A 16,662-nucleotide genomic window follows, 5' to 3' on the forward strand; every position below is an offset into this window, starting at 1 on the left:
ACACGCCAATCCGATGCCCTTTCAAAGACGTTGCGGAAATTTTCGCCGCCCACACTTGGACAGATCGGGCCCGCCGTTCGGGATACGGGTGAAGGCCAAGCGCTCGCGACGCCCCGGCGCGCCGAGCGCCCCCGGGGACGCAGCGCCCCCACTCACTCCGGAAGGACCGCCGTCTTGAATGGCAACATCGGGCCCGACCGGGCCAGAGAACTCTGGCTCGTCATAGGCGTGCTCGTCGTGGTCCTGCGCGCGTTCGTCGGCGCCCAGCGGCGACGCGCGATCGCGGTGGTCGAAACCGGCCGCACTCTCGGCCGATCCCACCACTCGGCACGATCCGCGCGCGGGAGGGGACGATGAACGAACGCCCCGACCAGGTCGTGCCCGACAGGGCCCTCGACGACCCGATCGACCTCACCGATCTCCTGCCCAACGACTTCATCGCGTTCGTGCAGACCCACCAAGTCACCATGACCCGATACGCCTACCAACACCTGGGCTCCCTCGAGGACGCCGAAGGCGCGGTCGCGGACGTCATGGTGACGCTCTTCGAGCAGTGGGACGACCTGCTGCGAAACCCCGCCCCACCGATCCGACTCGCCTTCCATCTCCTGACCCGGCGTATCGAGAACCACCCCGCACCACCCGTCCCCACGCCTCGCCCCGCCGACCTCCGACCATCCGATCCGTTCGCGAACCCGGAGCGCCCGGACTTCGCAGAGTTCGCCCGCGCCCAACAGCCGGCGCTCACCCGCTACGCGCGGCAACGGCTGAGGTCGTCCCACGACGCCGACGACGTCGTCTCCGAGGCCATGCTCAGCCTGTACACGCGCTGGAACAGCCTCGACCACACCAACCCGCCCCGGGCACTCGCGTTCCGCGTGCTCCAGGGGAAGATCGTCGACTGGAGAAGGCGGCGATACATCCGCTCCGAGGTCTACGTCGACTACACCGCGCCGGACGCGCCCGACGTCGAAGCCATCGGGCACGCCCTGGGCGATCCCGCGGCCTTCGTTCCCGAACGCACCACCTTGGAAGACATCGTCGTGGGTGCCATCGCGGCCATGCCGAGCAAGCGGGCCGCCTGCGCGCGACTGCACCTGGTGATGCAGATTCCGGTACCCGACGTCGCCGACTACCTGGGGGTCACCATCTCCACCGTCCGATCCCACGTGCACACCGCCCGCAGGCAACTCGCCGCCGTCCTCGACGCAAGTGTCGCCTTGGATTCGGCCCGGCCCCTCCCTCCCCGGGGGATGACCGCATGAACACCCTCGACCGCGCTCTCCAACAGCAACGCCGAACCCTCGACGAGGCCTTCGCGGACTACGACCCCGCGGCCGCCACTCAACGCCTGGTCTCGCGCATCGTCCAGGAAGGCCTGACCGCCGCACTCGCCCGATCGGGCCCCGTGCCACCCCCGACCGGTGGTACCGCGCTGACGGACACGACCACCGACCAACACCGGGCCGCCGCCGAACTCGAGCGCCTGTGCCGCCACGTGATCGGCCGCCCGAACACAGGCCAGCTGTTGACCGGATTCGTCAACGAGCGCGTTCCCGCCGGGGCCGTGGTGTTCTCGTGCCTGCTCTACCTGACCGGGCGCTCGGAACCCGCCGCCTTCTGGTGGCGGTTCGCCGCCGGCGCCGACGAAGACGAAGCCGTGCGGTTCCTGATGCTGCACCACCGCGTGCAGGGCGAACCCCGCGACGAGCAACGCTGGGCCGCGAGCATCCCTGCCGCACTCCCGTCCACCGCGACCGATACGCATCCCGCCGATACGGCGTCCCGACCTGCCAAGGACACCGAGCGATACGTGGTGAGGGCCGAACCCGGGATCGAGGAAGTCGAAGACCCCGACTTCGGCGAGGTCTGCCTCCCGCGAACCTGGCTCCCCACCCGCATGATGCTCGCCGGAGGAACCTGCTGATCCCCGTCGATAGCGGTGGCCCCGACGACACTCCGTCGAGGCCACCGCTTGCTTGTCCAGGCCATTTGCCACCACTCCCGGGGAGCCGCTGGAGGAGTACCTGCGCCGGCGCGGCCTGGCGGGCCGGATCGGGCAGGCGCTGCCCCAGCAGATGCAGACGGCGATGTCCGAGGTCGCCCAGGCGCTGCTGCTGCCCGGCGCGGTCGGGTCCGTGATCGGCCAGGTGACCACCGGCCTGGTGGGGGCGTTACGAGAGCGCCAGCAGACGGTGCGCTCGCTCGCCGGGTGCCGCCGGCTCGCCGCCGACCTCCTGGAGGCCGAGCCTGACCTGGACGCCCTCTCCTTCCATCCGCACCTGCTCGCGTGGGAACTCGCCCGCCTTCCGGCCGACAAGCGCGTCACGCCGGTGGTGCGGGAGGAGGAGGCGACAAGCCTGTACGCACTCCTGGAGAAGACCAGTCTCAGCAGCATCATCCGGGCCTCCTCGAAAATCACCGCCCGCCTCGAGTTCCTCACCGCCCTCGAACATCTGATCTTCGACGAGGACGCCTCTCGACACGTCAACGAGAGGGATCACCTCCACAAGATCATCGAGCGCGGGCTGTGGCTCTTCGGCGAAGAGTTCAACATGATGACCAGCAGCGAGATCGGTCTCACCAAGGTGCTGGAGCACCACCGCCGTGTCGTCGGACTGGACACCCCCGCCGACGGATCGGTGCGGACCGAGGACGGGCGGCTCGCCCGCGTCGACCTCATGCTCAGCGCCAGCACTCAAGAACACGACCGAGTGCGACACCTGATCGTCGAACTCAAAGCACCCAATGTGAAGGCAACCGACGTCGAAGTCGGCAGTGTCTCGACCGGAGTGCCGTGGTGTTCCTCGGAAGGGTCGATTGCGGGGGCAGGGCAGGGCAGGACGCGGTCAAGGAAGTCACTGCGAGTGCGGGTGTCGAGTTTCCCGTCGGGCGACCCACTCCCGGTATGCCGCCGCAAAGCCGAGCGCGATCTCAAAGGCCAACTCCGCAGGCGCGCTTGGGCCTGAGCCCGTCCGGCTCGTCCACCGGTTCGACCCGGAGTCCCACCTTGCCTGCTCTGGGGCCGACGTCGGTCTACCCGTCGACGGGTGACATGTCGTCCTCGGCGTCGAGACCACATCGGAGCAACGCGCGCAGGCGCTCTGCGCTGTTGCGGTTGCCTGTCTCCTCTCGCAGCTCAGCCAGCCGCTTTAGCGCGTGGGTGTCTCCGGCGTCGGCGGCTTCGCAAGCCAGGTGTTCGGCGCCGTCGTGATCACCCGCATCTTCCTGCAACTCGGCGAGCCGCAGCAGTGCTTCGGTGTCCCCGGCATCGATGGCCTGGCGGTAGAGACTTGCGGCGCCCTTGTGATCACCCACCTCCTGTCGCAGGTCGGCCAGATACCCCAGCGCTATGAGGGACCCAGCGTCGGCGGCTTGGCGGTACAGGCGTTCGGCGCCGTGATGATCACCAGCCGCTCGTCGCAGGTCGGCCAGCCACTCCAGTGCGAAGCAATTCCCGGCGTCGGCGGCTTCGCGAGCCAGGTGTTCGGCGCCGTCGTGATCACCCGCGTCCTTCCGCAACTCGGCCAGCCACGCCAGTGCATACATGCGCCCGGCGTCGGCGGCTTGGCGGTACAGCTGTTCGGCGCCGTCGTGATCACCCACGTCGTCCCGCATCCGAGCCAGCCATTCCAGTGCGAAAGAGTCTCCGGCGTCGGCGGCTTGGCGGTACAGCCGTTCGGCGCCGTCGTGATCACCTGCCTCGCGCCGCATCCGAGCCAGCTGCCTTAGCGCGTGGGTGTCTCCGGTGTCGGCGGCCTGGCGGTACAGGCGCTCGGCGTCGTCGCGGTCACCGGCGGATTCCCGCGTTGCGGCTAGCCACGTCAGCGCGTGAGGGTGCCCTGTTTCGACCGCTTCGCGGGCCAGGCGCTCGGCGGCGTCGCGGTCACCGGCGGTTTCCCGCAGCTTGGCCAGTCCTAGCAACGCGCCTGGTTTGCCAGCGACGATTGCTCTGCCAAAGAGGCGTTCGGCGTGGCGCAGCCGCAATCTTTCCCGGGCGGCTCCGGCGAGGTTGAGAGAGTCGGCGGGCGTGTGGGCGTGGTCGTGCGCAGCGTCCCAAAACGAAGTGCCGGGGCATCCGGCGCTGCGGGTGCGTCGTGCGTGTTGTTCGAGGTAGTCGGCCAGGCGGTAGGTGAGTCCGTCATTGCCGGTGGTGTCGCGGGTGCGTCGGCGGGGGCGGATGCGGGTCAGGGGCGCGACCGCGCCTTGGACACGGGTGGTGGCGTAGGCGAGGGCTTGTTCGAACCAGTCGTCGTCGAGGGCGTCGGATTCGTGGTCGGTGAGGTAGGCGTCGGCGGCGTCCTCGAGGAACGCTTGGCGCAGGACGGGTCCGTGTCCTAGGCGGCGTGCGTCCATGGCGGCCTCGAGGACCGCCCGGGCGTGGGTCGGGGCGAGTTCGAAGCGTTTGAGCAGGGCGAGCGCGCCCGCCAGGAACTGGGTGATGCGTCCGTTGCCCCCACTCGTGAGGGCCTTGGCCAACCGCAGGTCCTCACCCGCCCGAGCGCGCACCGCGTCCAGATCGTCACCGGCGAACACCTCAGGCACGCGCAGGTCGGTGCCCGTGAGCAGGGCCCGCGCCTGTGCGTGCGGGTCCGGGGCACCAGCGGGGGGCCTGGTGGTGAGGGTGGTCCAGAAGGGGTCCGGCCACAGTGTCGCCAGGATCAGGACCGGTCCGCGCCGCAGGTCGTGGAGCAGTTCGCGCAGGCCGGTGGCGATCCGCTGCCCGGCCCCGGCGGGTTCGAGGTAGGTCTGGGCCTCGTTGAGGCAGACCACCGTGCGAGGCCCCACCCCGGCCAGGCCGGCCTCGGCCTGGCCCGGGTGCAGGGGATGCCACAACCGCCACCCGTCCGGCACGCCTTGGAGCGCTTCCCAGCACGCGCGGGTCTTTCCGGTGGACGACCCGGCGACCAACGTGACCATCGCGCTCTCCCCTGCCGCCGCGCATTCCACCGCCTCGCGCAGCACCAGGTCGTGGGTGCGGGCCACGTACACCGGCAGCACCGGCATTTCGGCTCGGGCGTGTTCGGGGGCGTCGATGGCGTGGTGCACCTCCAGCGCGAACGGATCCGTGAACTCCCGAACCGGCCGACCCACGAACCCTGTGTCGGCGGAGGAAGGTTCGCCGCTGTGGGGTGTGTGGGGTCGTCCGGTGGGTCGGCGTTCGCGTACGGCCTCGCTCCGCAGACGTTCCCACGCCGCGGTCGGTGTCGCGACGTACGCATGGTCGAGGCGGGCGGCCTCGTGCTCCAGCCACGTCACCAGGAACGCGAACCGGCCCGGATCGGCCGGCACACCGCGCCCGTTGAACCAGTCGCTGAACACGGAGGCCTTCAACACCACCGGCGGATGCTGTTCGGCGCCCTGTCGGACCAGCTTCGCGTACGTGGGGGATCCGGCCCGTTCGTGCAACTCCTTTAGCGCCCGCGCCAGTTTCGCGGCCTTCGCCCTGCCGCCCGCATCGCCCGCATCGCCCGCCACGAACGCCCACCTCGATTCGTCCGGTCCGGATCCGGTCCGGACTACCGCCGGAATACCCGCGCTGTGCAACCCAGCAGCCTAGAGACGGACACCCGCCCCCCGGGGCGGTCGCCGGAAGAACCTCCGTAATAGCCCGATGGGACGACACGAACCCGACCGGGGTTCGCACCCACACGGGGAGACCATCGTGAACGAGGACCAGCCCACTACCAATCCTGCCGCAGCAGTTCGAGGCCGTCTGGTGCGCGCCGCCCGATCCTTTCTCGTAAACGCGGTGCGCGGCTTGGCCGCCGGCGCCGGAAGCGCCGCTGGCGGCTGGATCGTGTGGTGGATCACCCACCACTGACACCGGCGTGAGGCGCGGCCCCGCGTGGTACCGGCCGCCCATGACGATCATCGTCCCGCCCGAGCCGATACTGGCCGCCCCGGTCGAATCCCTGCCACACGCGGGGGTGTTCGAGCCGAAGTGGGACGGGTTCCGTTCCTGGGTGGCCCGCCCGGCCGGCGGCCCGGCGCGGGTCGTGTCCCGCCGGGGGACCGACCTGTCGGACGCGTTCGCGGACATCGCCCGAGCCGCCGACCGGGACCTGCCCGACGTGGACGTGCTCTTGGACGGCGAGCTCGTGGTCTGGCACGACGGGAAGCTGGCGTTCGACCTGCTCCAGCGCCGGATGAACCGCACCCGCGCCGCCGCGCTGCGCGCCGCCCGCGAACACCCGGCCAATTTTGTGGCGTTCGACGTGCTGCGCCTGGGGGACCGGGACTTGACCGCATTGCCGTACACCACCCGCCGCGCCGTGTTGGAGGACCTCTTTGCCGAACACGCCCTGGGCCCGCCGTGGGCGCTGTGCCCCTCCACCACCGACCGTGCCCTGGCCGAGCGGTGGATGCGGGAATGGGCGCCGGCGGGCCTCGAAGGCCTGATGATCAAGGACCCGGCCTTGCGTTATCTGCCGGGGGAGCGTCGGTGGCGCAAGTACCGAACGCGAGACACGACGGAAGCGGTGGTCGGGGCGGTCGCCGGGAGCCCGGCGAATCCGACCACCGTCCTGTTCGGCCGGTTCGACGAGGCAGGCCTGCTGCGGTTCGTGGGCCGCAGCACCGTCCTGGACCCCCGCGTCCACGCCGCACTGGTGAAGCGCCTGACACCGGCCGCGCCCGACCACCCTTGGCACGGTCGCTCGTTCTCGCCGTCCTGGGGCTCCCGCGAAAGACACCCCATGATCCCGGTCGCCCCCGAACTCGTCGCGGAGATCGCGGTCGACTCCGCTTTCGAGGACGGCAAGTGGCGTCACCCGATCCGACTGTTGCGTCTGCGCGAGGACGTGGTCCCGGCGGACGTGCCGGTGTTCGGCGAGGGTGCTCGGCCGGCTGCGGGCTGACGCCGGCCCGGGCGGTGGTATCGGGGTTCACCCGGTCGGGCGCGTGCGGGTCGTTGCGGGTGGGGCAGGCATGGTGGCGCGCTGTTCCCCCTGTTTCCCGACCGGCGAGGGATGGCTTGTGGTGGGTGGGCGTCTCCTTCCGGCGGGGGAGGAGGCGCCCGATCACACGCTCGGGCGCCGCGCGCGCTCGGTGCCGCGTCTCGCGGGGTGGTCAGGATTCGCGGCCGCGGAGTTGCGAGACCCGGTCGGCGGAGACGATCACGACGAACGGGTGGCCGTCGACCGGGCTCTCTTCGTCCGGGTACAGGACCCCCTCGGTGCCCTCGGGCAGGACCGGGCCGTCGTCGACGACCGCGGTCCAGGCCACCGGTATGGCGCTGCGCGGGTCGGGCCAGTCGAACAGGTCGAGGGTGACCTCGGCGCCGGTGCCGTCGGCGAGTTCGAGGTAGGCGTGTACTCCGGGCCGGTCCACCCGTCGATTCTGCGACGAGCGCCCGCGTCCCGCGCGCCGGCGTTCGATCAGGTCGAGGTGCCCTCGTCGGCGAGGACGGCTATGGCGGCCTTCTTGAGGGCGTCGCGGTCCTCGGCGCCGGCTGCGCCGGCTTCCTTGCGGGCGGCGATCAGTGCCCACATGGCGGTCGTCCGCGCGGCCCGGGCCCGTTCCAGGGCCTCGGTGTCGTCGGTGGCCGCGATGCGTAGGCATTCGAGGTGGGTGTGTTCGAACGCGAGCTGGTGGTCGAGCAGGGGACGCAGACGTTCGGGCAATGCTTCGGACATGCGTTCGATGGTATGTACGGCGCCCCGCTCGCTGCCGCGACGCCCCGGCGGGCCGGCTTGATTTCGCTCGGACGGATCACCCGGCGGGCACCGTCGGCATTGGTGAGGCGGGAGAGGACACGCCGACGGCGTGCCTTTTCGGCCGGCGAAACCGATAATCGAACATATGTACGGTGGCGACGATGACGATGGCGACGACTCCCCGGCGTGGGAGCGCCCGAGTCGTTTCGCCCGCGTCCTCGCCGAGCAGGGAGCCCCGGCGAAGCCGCAGGGCCGGGTCGGCGTTGCGCCGCCGGGGTGGCCGCCCGTGGTGCGGCCGCCGGGTGTCGAGGGCTGGGAGGCGACGGCTGTGACCTGGTTGTTCGACCTGTGCCCGCCCGGCTATCGGGACCACGCTCTGCTGCGCAGGTATCCGGTGGTGCTGGCGCGGATGGCGCGTCAGCATGTGTCGGCGGCGTTGGCGGCTGCGCGTCACGGGTACGGCACCGCCCGCGAGGAGCTGGGCCCGGTTGTGCCGGCCTCGGTGGTGGGGGCGGTGTTGCGGATGTACGAGGTCGAGGGTGCGCGTGCTTCGGCGACCGAGCGCGCGGTTCGCCTGGTGGAGGAGGCTTTGGGCGGGGAGCGGTGGGAGCCGCGTCTGTGATGCCGAACGCGGGACCGGCCGACGTGCTCGAGGCGCCTCGTCGAACGTGGTGCTGCCGGTCTGTGGGAGGAAGATCCGGGCCGAGCGACGACGGATCGGCGTTCGCGGTCGGGGTGGTCGGCGCCGGCGTCGCGCAACCGGCGCCGACCGTTCCCGCTTCCCGGTGGCCTCGGGGGATGGGCCCTCGGGTGTGGTGCGGGCCCGGCGACGGGGGGACGCCGGACCTTCACGGTCGGCACAACGAGCCACCCGGCCCCGGGTGACGGCACGTGCCGCCGACCCGACGGGCGCCTTGCCCCTTCCCGAGCACCGGTGCCACGCCCATCGGTTCCCGCCGGCGCCCCGACGGAGGGTCTCGTGTCGGGGCGGGCGGGTAATGTCCGCGGCCACCGGCGGCCTCTCCTCCCCGAGAGACGTTCGGTGGTTGTGGTCGGCCCGCCCTTCCCCACGCGGCACCCCCCTCGGGACGGCGGGCCGCCCCACGTTGCTGCGGCCCACGCGGGGGTGGGGCCGCGCGGCAACCGCCTGCCCACCCCCGGGTGGGTCCGCCACGGCCTGGACTACGGGCGCGGCTCGGCAGCGGGGAATGATCCCGGGGTGGCGCCGGTTGTGCTTCTCGTCGGTGAGGGTGTGCCCCCGGGCCCAACCATTGCCTCCGTGGAATACCGGTTCGGCTGGAGCCACGGTGTGCCTTCCGCCGTGAGGCGGCAACGCTCACCGACCTTCGACGTGTCGCGGCGCCACCCCGAACCTTCGGGGCGGCGCCGTTTCGCATGTCTTGCTATGGGCCGGGCGGGTCGTTGCGGTGGTGGTCCGGTTGGGTCAGCCCTGTTGGAGTTTGTAGAGCTCGTTGAAGAGGCCGCCGGCGTGGGCGAGTTCGTCGAAGGTGCCGGTCTCGACGATGCGTCCGGTGTTCATGACGATGATGCGGTCGGCGGTGCGGACGTTGGCGAGGCGGTGGGTGACGAAGACGGTGGTGCGGCCTGCGGCGAGGGCGCGCAGGCGGGTGAAGACGTGGTGTTCGGCGCGGGCGTCGAGGGCTGCGGTGGGCTCGTCCAGGACGAGGAGGGCGCCGTCGCGGTGGAAGGCGCGGGCGATGGCGATGCGTTGCCATTGGCCGCCGGAGAGGTCGTGTCCGCCCCACCAGGAACGGGCCAGGCTGGTGTCCAGGCCGTCGGGGAGGGCGGCCACAGCGGTGTCGGCGCCGGCGGCTTCGGCCGCCTCGTGGACGGCCCGGTCGCCGCGGGGTGCGGGTTGCCCCAGGTCGATGTTGTTGCGGGCGTTCATGGGCCATCGGGTGTAGTCCTGCGGTACGGACGCCACGTGTGCCCACAGCTGTTCGGGGTCGGTGTCGGCGGTGTTCACCCCGTCCCAGGTGACGGTGCCGGTGTCGGGGAGGTAGAGCCCGAGGAGGAGTTTGACCAGGGTGGTCTTGCCGCAGCCGTTCTCGCCGACCAGCGCGACGACCTCGCCTTGCCGCAGTTCCAGGGACAGGTCCGCGACGGCGGGGGTGTCACGCCCGGGGTAGGTGAAGGAGACCGCCTCGGCCCGCACGAGAGCGGGGCCCGCGGTAGGGAGGGCCGTGGTTCCTCGGGTGGTGCGCCATTGTTCGGCGTCGGCCAGGAACGTGCGCCAGTCGTCGACGTACAGGCCGGTGTGGAAGACCTTCGCGGCGGCCCGGACCATGCTGTCGACGGCCGCGGACGCGACGCGGATGCCGACCACGGCGGCGCCGGCGGCGGCGAGGGAGACGCGGCCGCTCGCGGCGAGCCACACCAGCGCCGCCCAGGTGGCGCCGGTCAGCAGTCCGGCGATCGCGTCGCCGGTCATCCGCACCCGCAGGGACGCCACGGCCAGGCGCACCGCCTGGTGTTCGAGGCGTTCGGCGACCTGCTCGTACTGGCCGATCAGGAACGGGCGCATCGTGGCGGTGCGGACCTCGGGGGCGGTGGTGCGGGCGGTGATGTAGGAGCGCAGGGTGTTGCGCAGTCGGGTGTCGGAGCGGGTGGCGTGCGCGGTCGTGTGGGTGATCCGCGCGGTGCGTATCGCCGCCCAACCGCGCGGGGCCGCGGCGAGCAGCAGCAGCGGCACCAGGGCCGGATGCAGCAATCCCAGCACGCCGGCGGTGGCGGTCAGGGTCAGGGCGGCGGCGGTGAGGTCGACGGTATCGGCGAGGAGGTTGCGCACGTTCGCCGCGCCGGTGTCGGCCGCGTCCAACGCGTCCTCGAAGCCGGGGCTCTCGTAGGCGATCGCCTCCACCGCGGTGGCGGCCTCGATGACGCGAACCTCGGCGACGCGGCCGAGCCTGGGCGCGAGCCGGGCCTGGACCGCGACCGCTCCCGACGTGAGCAGCGACCGGACGATCAACGCCGCGATCAGGGCGAGCAGACCGGGTGCCGTGTCGCGCAGTCGGTCGGTGGTGGGGGTGGTGGCGAGGAGGCCGGTAAGGGCACTGGTGGTGGCGGCGAGGCCGAAAGCCGCGCACAACGCCGCGCCGAGCTGACACGCGAGGAGGGTGACCAGCGCTCGGGGGTCCGCGGTCCAGGCGAGGCGGAAGGTGGTGGCGATCAGGCGGGGCAGGCGTGCGGCGAGATGTCTGCTGGTGAGGTCCGCCACGGCTTGGTCGTGGCGTCCGGTGACCAGTTGCATTTGTGGGGGAGCGGCGGACGGGTGCGCGGCGGCGCTGGAATCGGTCACGGGTTCATGGCAGCGGCCCGCCTCGGCGGGCCGCTACCGATTAACTCGAACGAGTGAAGACAAGGCGCCTAGTTCGATGCTTTTCGAGCCGGGGTGTGCAGGATCGGCAACCAGGGTCGTTCGTCCTCGGTGGTGATGCCCAACGCGCCGTCGGGGGTCAGGATCCAGGCGTGCGCGGCCCACGGCAGGGGGCGAGCGCCCAGGACCAGCGTGGTGCCGTGTCCGGTGAGTGCGCAGGCGAAGACCGTGCCCAGCGCGGTTTCCCAGCACGCGGTGCGCCGGTCGCAGTCCGCGCCCGCCGCGGTGACCGCCGCGTGCAGGGCGCGGGTGCGCGTGTGGCCGGCCTGGGGCAGGTGTCCGCACACCGAGGCGAGCCTCAGCCGCGCGCGCAGCGGCAGTCGCCGCGCGGCCAGGGCCAGGCGCAGCCCGATCCGGCCCGCGACCCGATCCGAGAACCCGGCCGGCTCCGCGGTGTCCGAGGGGGCGACCATCGGGACGCTCATCGGCGATTCCTTCTTACGCTCGGGGTGTTGGTCTCGCCGAGGAGGCCGCGGCGGGCGAGCGCGTCGACCAGGGCCCGCACGTCGCGCTCGACGACGTCGGCGGGTGCCCCGGTCGCGTCGCCGATCCGGGTGGCGATCACGGTGGTGTCGATGCCGGCGGCGAGGTGGGCCAGGACGCGCCCGGCGCTCGGGTTGAGGAACACCAGGTCGCCGGCCCTCATGTCGACGAGGGCGGCGCCGTGTTCGCACACCACGTGCGGCGCGGTCACGCGATGGGTGGTCACGACGGGTCCTCCCACCAGGTGCGCGGGTCGGTGTCGGCGCCGGTGGTCCACACCTCGAGGGCGATGGCCTGGTTCAACGCGGCCAGCGGCGCGCGGCCGTTCCCGTCCCCGGCGCTCTCCAGCGCCGCCACCGCCGCCCGGGTTTCGACGAGGCCCGAGCGCGCGAGCGCGCCGTCGTGGACCAGGGCCCGCAAGGCCGGCAGGTTGCGGCGGATGCCCAGCAGCATGGTCGGCGTGAACGTGCCCTTGCTGCGACGATCCAGCACGACATCGGGAACGAGGCCGCGCATCGCCACGCCGAGGACGGGCTTGAACACGTGCGGGTCGCGGCGCAGCCACCCCGGCGCGGACAAGGCCGCGTCCACGACCTGGTTGTCCAGGAACGGCGCGTGGACGCGCAGAGCGAACTCGCCGTGCAGGTCGCCGAGCGCCGCGACGGAGCGGCCCCCGGACCGTACGACCACGTCCTGCGCGCAACCGCCCGGCGAACCGCCCTCGCCGCTCTCGGCCTCGGCGCGCAGCAACTCGGCGACACCGGCCCGCCCGTCCGCGCTCAGCCACGCCGCGGCCGACGTCGGCCACGCCCACGCCAGACCCGGCGCGACGGGAGCCGCGCCGCGCTCGAGGTCGTGCGCCGCAGCGCGCAGGCCCTCGTCGCGGGCGGTCGCCGCGAGTCGGGTGACGGCGGCGACGATCGGGCCCGGGGCGGTCTTGGCCAGGCGCGCCCTCGCGACGATGTGTCGTCGCGCGTCGCGGGTACCGCGCGTGTGGAGGTAGTCGGCCCACCAGGCGGTGGGGGCATCCAGGACCTCGTCGCCGCCGACGCCGATCAGGTGGTCGGTGCAGCCGTGCTCGACGGCGGGGGCCAGGTAGGCGCGGTCCATGGCACGCATCGAGACGGAGAACGCCGGCCGGTCGGTCACCGGCAGCGGCAGGGCGCCGTCCAGGCCCGTGTAGTGGACGGTGCCGACGTCGCCGAGCGTGACGCGCAGGTCCAGGCTCGGGAAGCGGGCGGCGATCCCGCGGGCGCCGTCGAGGTCGGCGACGGAGGTGTGGGCGTCGTGGTAGAGACACCCGAGCACATCGGTGCCGTGTTCCTCGTCGGCGGCCAGGGCGCCGATCGTTCCCGAGTCCAGGCCTCCGGACACGTCCGCGCTCCACCGCCGGGCCGGCCCGGCATCCTCGCCCACGCGCCGGCGCACGGCCGTCGTCAGGGCCGGACGCAACAACGCGGCGGCCTCGGCGAGCGACAGGTCCCCGCGAGGACCCCGCACATCGCGCTCCGCCCACGACCCGTCGTCGTCCAAGACCAACGCCCACCCGGGCCGCACCTGGCGGACCCCTGCGAAACCCGGCCGGCCCGGGCTGTCCACGCCGCCGACGCTCATTTCCGCCACCAGCGCCGTCCAGTCCACCGCCGCACCCGTCAGGGCCGCCAGCGGCGTCATCCGCGACGCCCACACCACGCCACGCGGGGTGTCGGCGACGTACACGGGCCGGACACCGGCGAGGTCCCCGTACACCCACCTCTCGCGCCCGCGACGCGCCAACACCCACATCGACCCGGACAACCCCATCGATGCCCGCACGTCCTCGCGCCCGAAGGCCCTTGCCGCGCAGCCCAGTTCGTGTTCGTCGGCGGTGCACTCGCCCACGACGACCATCCGCACCCCGTCCCGCTCGACCGATCGCCATCGCGCCCCGATCGACCACGCGTCCCATCCCGCTCCCAGGTGCGCGCCGCCGACCGGCCGCCGCGCGCCTGGTCCACCCGTGATCCACTCCACCGCGTTCTCCCGCTCCCTGGTGAGTCGTACTCGACGAAGCGGGGCCCGCACCGTTGTCGATGCGGGCCCCGCGTAACCCCCTGCCGGTGGCGAGAGGTCAGATGCTCTTGTCGCCCTCGAAGTACTTCTCCTTGTCGGAGTCGTTCTCGTTCTTGCTGCCCAGGACGACGGTGTCGGCCGACTCGGTCCAGAAGACCGGCGTCTGGTAGGTGTCGTCGATCATGGCGATTCCCCTTTGCTGGAACGCTTCCCGCGGCTCCCGCAGCCGCGGGTCCGGTGGTTGCCGGCGACACCAGTCCACCGCTCGGACCCGCGTCCGGTGGAGGTCAAACCGGTGGACACTGTGCGGACAAAGCGCGGACATTCCCCGACGCGAGCGCGCAAGCGATGCCGGGGAGTCGGTGTCGCGTTCTACGGTGGGAACTCGGGTCGCCGCAGTTGTTCCCGGGGGTACCTGATGGGCAGCACCACCGTCGCCGACCGCAGGCCGAACACCTGCCTGCGCGAGCGGGCCCGGGCACGCGGATGGGCCTCGGCCAGAGACCTCGCCGAGCACCTGGACCAACAGGCCCAACGCCTGGGCATGAACGTCGTCTTCGACGAACGCACCGTGCGGCGCTGGCTCTCGGGACACAGCCGCTGGCCGCAGCGCGTCCACCGCGACGCTCTGGAGAAGATCTTCGGACTCGCCACCGACCAACTCGGATTCGTCGCACCCACCGACCCCACACGGCAACCGGACGCCGACACCGACCCGAGGGAGGCGGAAAGGTTTGCCTCGGCGCCGGACGGCGCGGATATCGTGGCCGCATTGGCGGCCTTGGGAGGCGCGGACATGGAACGCCGGGAATTCCTGACCGCGACCGGCACGGTCCTGGGCCTGCTCTCTCTGCCGGGCAACCCCGCACACGGTACGCCGGCCGCACCCGCGACGCTCGCCCGCACCGGCACCGTCCGCGTCGGCAGCACCGAGGTCGACGCGGTCCGCACCATGACCACCGCGTTCGGCGACGCCGCCGCGGAGTTGGGAGGCGGCCACGCCCGCACCCTCGCGGTGCGCTACCTCACCGACCGGGCGACCCCCTGGCTGCGCGGCACCTACACCGACGCCACCGGCCGCGAACTCCACACAGCCGTCGGCGAACTCGCCCACCTCATCGCGTGGATGACACAGGACGAAGGCAAGACCGGCCCCGCCCAGCGCTACTACGCCCACGCGTACCGACTCGCCGACCTGGGACGAGATCGCGAACTCGCCGCCACCGCCCTGCGCGGCATGGCTGTCCAGGCCATCGACGCCGGCCACCGCGCCACCGCCGTACGCCTGGCCGAGGAATGCGTCCACCAAGCCCGAGACCTCGACGACCCCCGCGCCCACGCCTACTACCGGGCCACCCTCGCCCAGGCCGCAGCCCTCGACCAGGACCACGCCACCGCGACCCGCCTGCTGACGTCCTCACAGACCTGCATCGAACGCGCCCCCACCACGATCTCGGGGACCTCCTGGGCCAGCCACTACAGCATCGGCCGCTGGGCCCACGAGACCGGCATGATCCTCGCCCGCCTCGGCGAACTCGACGAAGCCCGCACCCACCTCCACCACGCCCTCGACATCCACGGCCTCGACCGCAAACGCACCCGCGCCATCGTCCTGGCCGACCTGGGCGAAGTACACCTGCGCAGCGGCGACACCGAAGGCGCCATCGCCACCTGGAACGAATTCGTCACCTGCGCCGACGGCCTCCAATCCCTCAAGGTCGACACCGCCGCCCAGGACATGCGCGCCCGCCTCCACCGCCTGCGCCGCGACGGCGTCCCCGGCGCCGACGACCTCGAACAACGAGCCCGCACGACCTGGACACCGCTCGGCGCGCGATAGGCGCCCTGGCGCGTTACCCGCCGCTGTGACCTGCGCGGGTAACGAATCCGTTACCCGTCGACAGGTGCCTGGGTACCGCCCCCGGGATCGAGACGTCACGAGGTGCCGGGCCACTTGGTTGGGAAGGCGCGCAACTCCCGCCGTTGCCGGTCTTCGTCGGCGATGACGTCGGCGAGGATCCCGTGTCGCTGGGGGCGCCGACCCGAGAAGAGACGGCGAACGAGGGCATCGTGAGGGGAGCTTCGCGGTCAGCGGTGGCTCAGCCCTCGAGCCACGCCCCTCCGGGTGTGTTGCGGTGGCCGCGCCACGCCGGGAGGCTGTAGCGGTTGACCAGGGTCCACGCGGTGCGGGTTGCGTCCTCCACCCAGGCGTGGCCGGCCGCCGGGATGGCGTGGACACCCCGAAGGTTCTTGGTGATCTGTTCCTCGGTGATGTGGTCGTTGCCGCGGCCGAGGTACTTGAGGATGTACACCGCGAGGTAGTCCACGTCGCGTGCGTGGCCTTGCCCGGCGAGGATCAGCCGGAGCCGATAGCCGATCTTCTCGTCCACCTCGCCCCAGAAACTCTGCGTTCCCGGGGGCGGGAGCATGTCGATCAAATCGACCAGGTGAGCAAGGTCGGCATCGTCGGCCAGGGTGATGGTTCCACGCATGAAGTCCCCTCCGTCGTCGGCGGCCTGCGCCGCCGGACCCGGCGCCCAGTCTCGTACCGCCGCCGCCCCTTTGGAGGCGAAACGGCAAAGGCCCCTCGACCGCCCGAGACCGCAGCTGCCGACCTCCCGGCACGGGTAGGAAACGGGAATGGTCGAGCCGCAGCCCGGCACGCGCGCCCGATCGTCCCGTGAACGGCCGGCTCTCCCCCACACCCCCATGTCGGGGGCGAGTCGCGCCCCACAGTGTGCGGCGGTCGAACTCACGAGGTGCCGGGCCACTCGGTCAGTAAGGCGCGCAACTCCCGCCGTTGCCGGTCTTCGTCGGCGATCACGTCGGCGAGGATGTCGCGGGGTTCGACGGCGGCCAGGACCAGGCGGCGCAGCTCTGCCGGCTCGAGGCTTCGACTTCCCATTGGGGGGGTGGTCGACGTCGAAGCCGTGTCGGGTGGCAAACGCGGGCCATCGCGGGTCGCCGCGTTTGCCTTCGGTGGCGGGCAGTTCGTACGCCCTCCTTTGTTCGTTCACCGGGCGTCGGCGTCACGAGGTGGGCGCGGTCCGGGCCTTCCTTCCCCGAGGACCC

Annotated in this window: 17 protein-coding genes; 7 read left to right on the forward strand and 10 right to left on the reverse strand. The window is 72.0% G+C overall.

From position 1 onward, the window contains the following. Positions 1-174: 174 nt before the first annotated feature. From ACIRL2_RS45990 to ACIRL2_RS46005, 4 genes are read left to right on the forward strand one after another with little or no spacing between them, the layout of a single operon-like run. Positions 175-357, forward strand: coding sequence for a hypothetical protein (locus ACIRL2_RS45990; RefSeq protein WP_402240883.1), 183 nt, complete (start codon positions 175-177; stop codon positions 355-357). Then, positions 354-1,265, forward strand: a complete 912-nt coding sequence (locus ACIRL2_RS45995; RefSeq protein WP_402240885.1) for an RNA polymerase sigma factor — start codon at positions 354-356, stop codon at positions 1,263-1,265. Before ACIRL2_RS45990 ends, ACIRL2_RS45995 begins: the two co-directional genes overlap by 4 nt. Then, on the forward strand, positions 1,262-1,927 hold the full coding sequence (locus ACIRL2_RS46000) for a hypothetical protein (protein ID WP_402240886.1): 666 nt from the start codon (positions 1,262-1,264) through the stop codon (positions 1,925-1,927). Before ACIRL2_RS45995 ends, ACIRL2_RS46000 begins: the two co-directional genes overlap by 4 nt. Positions 1,928-1,979: 52 nt before the next feature. Then, a complete protein-coding gene (locus ACIRL2_RS46005) occupies positions 1,980-2,969 on the forward strand; it encodes a hypothetical protein (protein WP_402240889.1) in 990 nt (329 codons plus the stop codon). 67 nt (positions 2,970-3,036) lie between these two features. Here ACIRL2_RS46005 and ACIRL2_RS46010 read toward each other — a convergent pair whose 3' ends face one another. Next, positions 3,037-5,478 carry a hypothetical protein gene (locus ACIRL2_RS46010; protein ID WP_402240892.1) on the reverse strand — a complete coding sequence of 814 codons (2,442 nt, stop codon included), beginning with the start codon at positions 5,476-5,478 and terminating at the stop codon, positions 3,037-3,039. A gap of 386 nt (positions 5,479-5,864) precedes the next feature. Here ACIRL2_RS46010 and ACIRL2_RS46015 point away from each other — a divergent pair, with 386 nt between their 5' ends. Next, entirely contained in the window at positions 5,865-6,860 is a 996-nt protein-coding gene (locus ACIRL2_RS46015; protein ID WP_402240894.1) for an ATP-dependent DNA ligase, read from the forward strand. Between the two features lie 211 nt (positions 6,861-7,071). On the opposite strand, the gene ACIRL2_RS46020 is transcribed toward ACIRL2_RS46015, so the two are convergent. Together ACIRL2_RS46020 and ACIRL2_RS46025 are read right to left on the reverse strand one after the other, a co-directional pair. Continuing rightward, complete coding sequence (locus ACIRL2_RS46020; protein ID WP_402240896.1) at positions 7,072-7,332, reverse strand: hypothetical protein; 261 nt, start codon at positions 7,330-7,332, stop codon at positions 7,072-7,074. A 47-nt stretch (positions 7,333-7,379) separates the two neighbouring features. Further along, positions 7,380-7,637, reverse strand: a complete 258-nt coding sequence (locus tag ACIRL2_RS46025) for a hypothetical protein (RefSeq protein ID WP_402240898.1) — start codon at positions 7,635-7,637, stop codon at positions 7,380-7,382. 166 nt (positions 7,638-7,803) lie between these two features. Here ACIRL2_RS46025 and ACIRL2_RS46030 point away from each other — a divergent pair, with 166 nt between their 5' ends. Next, a complete protein-coding gene (locus ACIRL2_RS46030; protein ID WP_402240900.1) occupies positions 7,804-8,280 on the forward strand; it encodes a hypothetical protein in 477 nt (158 codons plus the stop codon). An 822-nt stretch (positions 8,281-9,102) separates the two neighbouring features. Here ACIRL2_RS46030 and ACIRL2_RS46035 read toward each other — a convergent pair. The 5 genes from ACIRL2_RS46035 to ACIRL2_RS46055 form a co-directional block, all read right to left on the reverse strand. Next, on the reverse strand, positions 9,103-10,977 hold the full coding sequence (locus tag ACIRL2_RS46035) for an ATP-binding cassette domain-containing protein (RefSeq protein WP_402240903.1): 1,875 nt from the start codon (positions 10,975-10,977) through the stop codon (positions 9,103-9,105). 68 nt (positions 10,978-11,045) lie between these two features. Beyond that, the gene (locus ACIRL2_RS46040) at positions 11,046-11,480 is read right to left on the reverse strand and encodes a lasso peptide biosynthesis B2 protein (RefSeq protein WP_402240906.1); all 435 of its coding nucleotides are present in this window, start codon (positions 11,478-11,480) and stop codon (positions 11,046-11,048) included. Continuing rightward, positions 11,477-11,764 (reverse strand): PqqD family peptide modification chaperone, encoded by a 288-nt coding sequence (locus tag ACIRL2_RS46045; protein ID WP_402240909.1) that lies wholly within the window; start codon positions 11,762-11,764, stop codon positions 11,477-11,479. Before ACIRL2_RS46045 ends, ACIRL2_RS46040 begins: the two co-directional genes overlap by 4 nt. Next, positions 11,761-13,551, reverse strand: a complete 1,791-nt coding sequence (locus ACIRL2_RS46050; protein ID WP_402240912.1) for an asparagine synthase-related protein — start codon at positions 13,549-13,551, stop codon at positions 11,761-11,763. The genes ACIRL2_RS46045 and ACIRL2_RS46050 overlap by 4 nt, the downstream gene beginning before the upstream one ends. A gap of 97 nt (positions 13,552-13,648) precedes the next feature. Beyond that, the gene (locus ACIRL2_RS46055; RefSeq protein ID WP_402240914.1) at positions 13,649-13,774 is read right to left on the reverse strand and encodes a hypothetical protein; all 126 of its coding nucleotides are present in this window, start codon (positions 13,772-13,774) and stop codon (positions 13,649-13,651) included. 234 nt (positions 13,775-14,008) lie between these two features. Here ACIRL2_RS46055 and ACIRL2_RS46060 point away from each other — a divergent pair, with 234 nt between their 5' ends. Next, positions 14,009-15,430, forward strand: coding sequence for a tetratricopeptide repeat protein (locus ACIRL2_RS46060; RefSeq protein WP_402240916.1), 1,422 nt, complete (start codon positions 14,009-14,011; stop codon positions 15,428-15,430). Positions 15,431-15,689: 259 nt separating this feature from the next. On the opposite strand, the gene ACIRL2_RS46065 is transcribed toward ACIRL2_RS46060, so the two are convergent. Together ACIRL2_RS46065 and ACIRL2_RS46070 are read right to left on the reverse strand one after the other, a co-directional pair. Then, positions 15,690-16,082, reverse strand: a complete 393-nt coding sequence (locus ACIRL2_RS46065) for a hypothetical protein (protein WP_402240918.1) — start codon at positions 16,080-16,082, stop codon at positions 15,690-15,692. Positions 16,083-16,342: 260 nt separating this feature from the next. Next, positions 16,343-16,495, reverse strand: a complete 153-nt coding sequence (locus ACIRL2_RS46070; RefSeq protein ID WP_402240921.1) for a hypothetical protein — start codon at positions 16,493-16,495, stop codon at positions 16,343-16,345. Positions 16,496-16,662 lie beyond the last annotated feature (167 nt).

Source organism: Embleya sp. NPDC127516, from assembly GCF_044765325.1.
Taxonomy (GTDB): domain Bacteria; phylum Actinomycetota; class Actinomycetes; order Streptomycetales; family Streptomycetaceae; genus Embleya.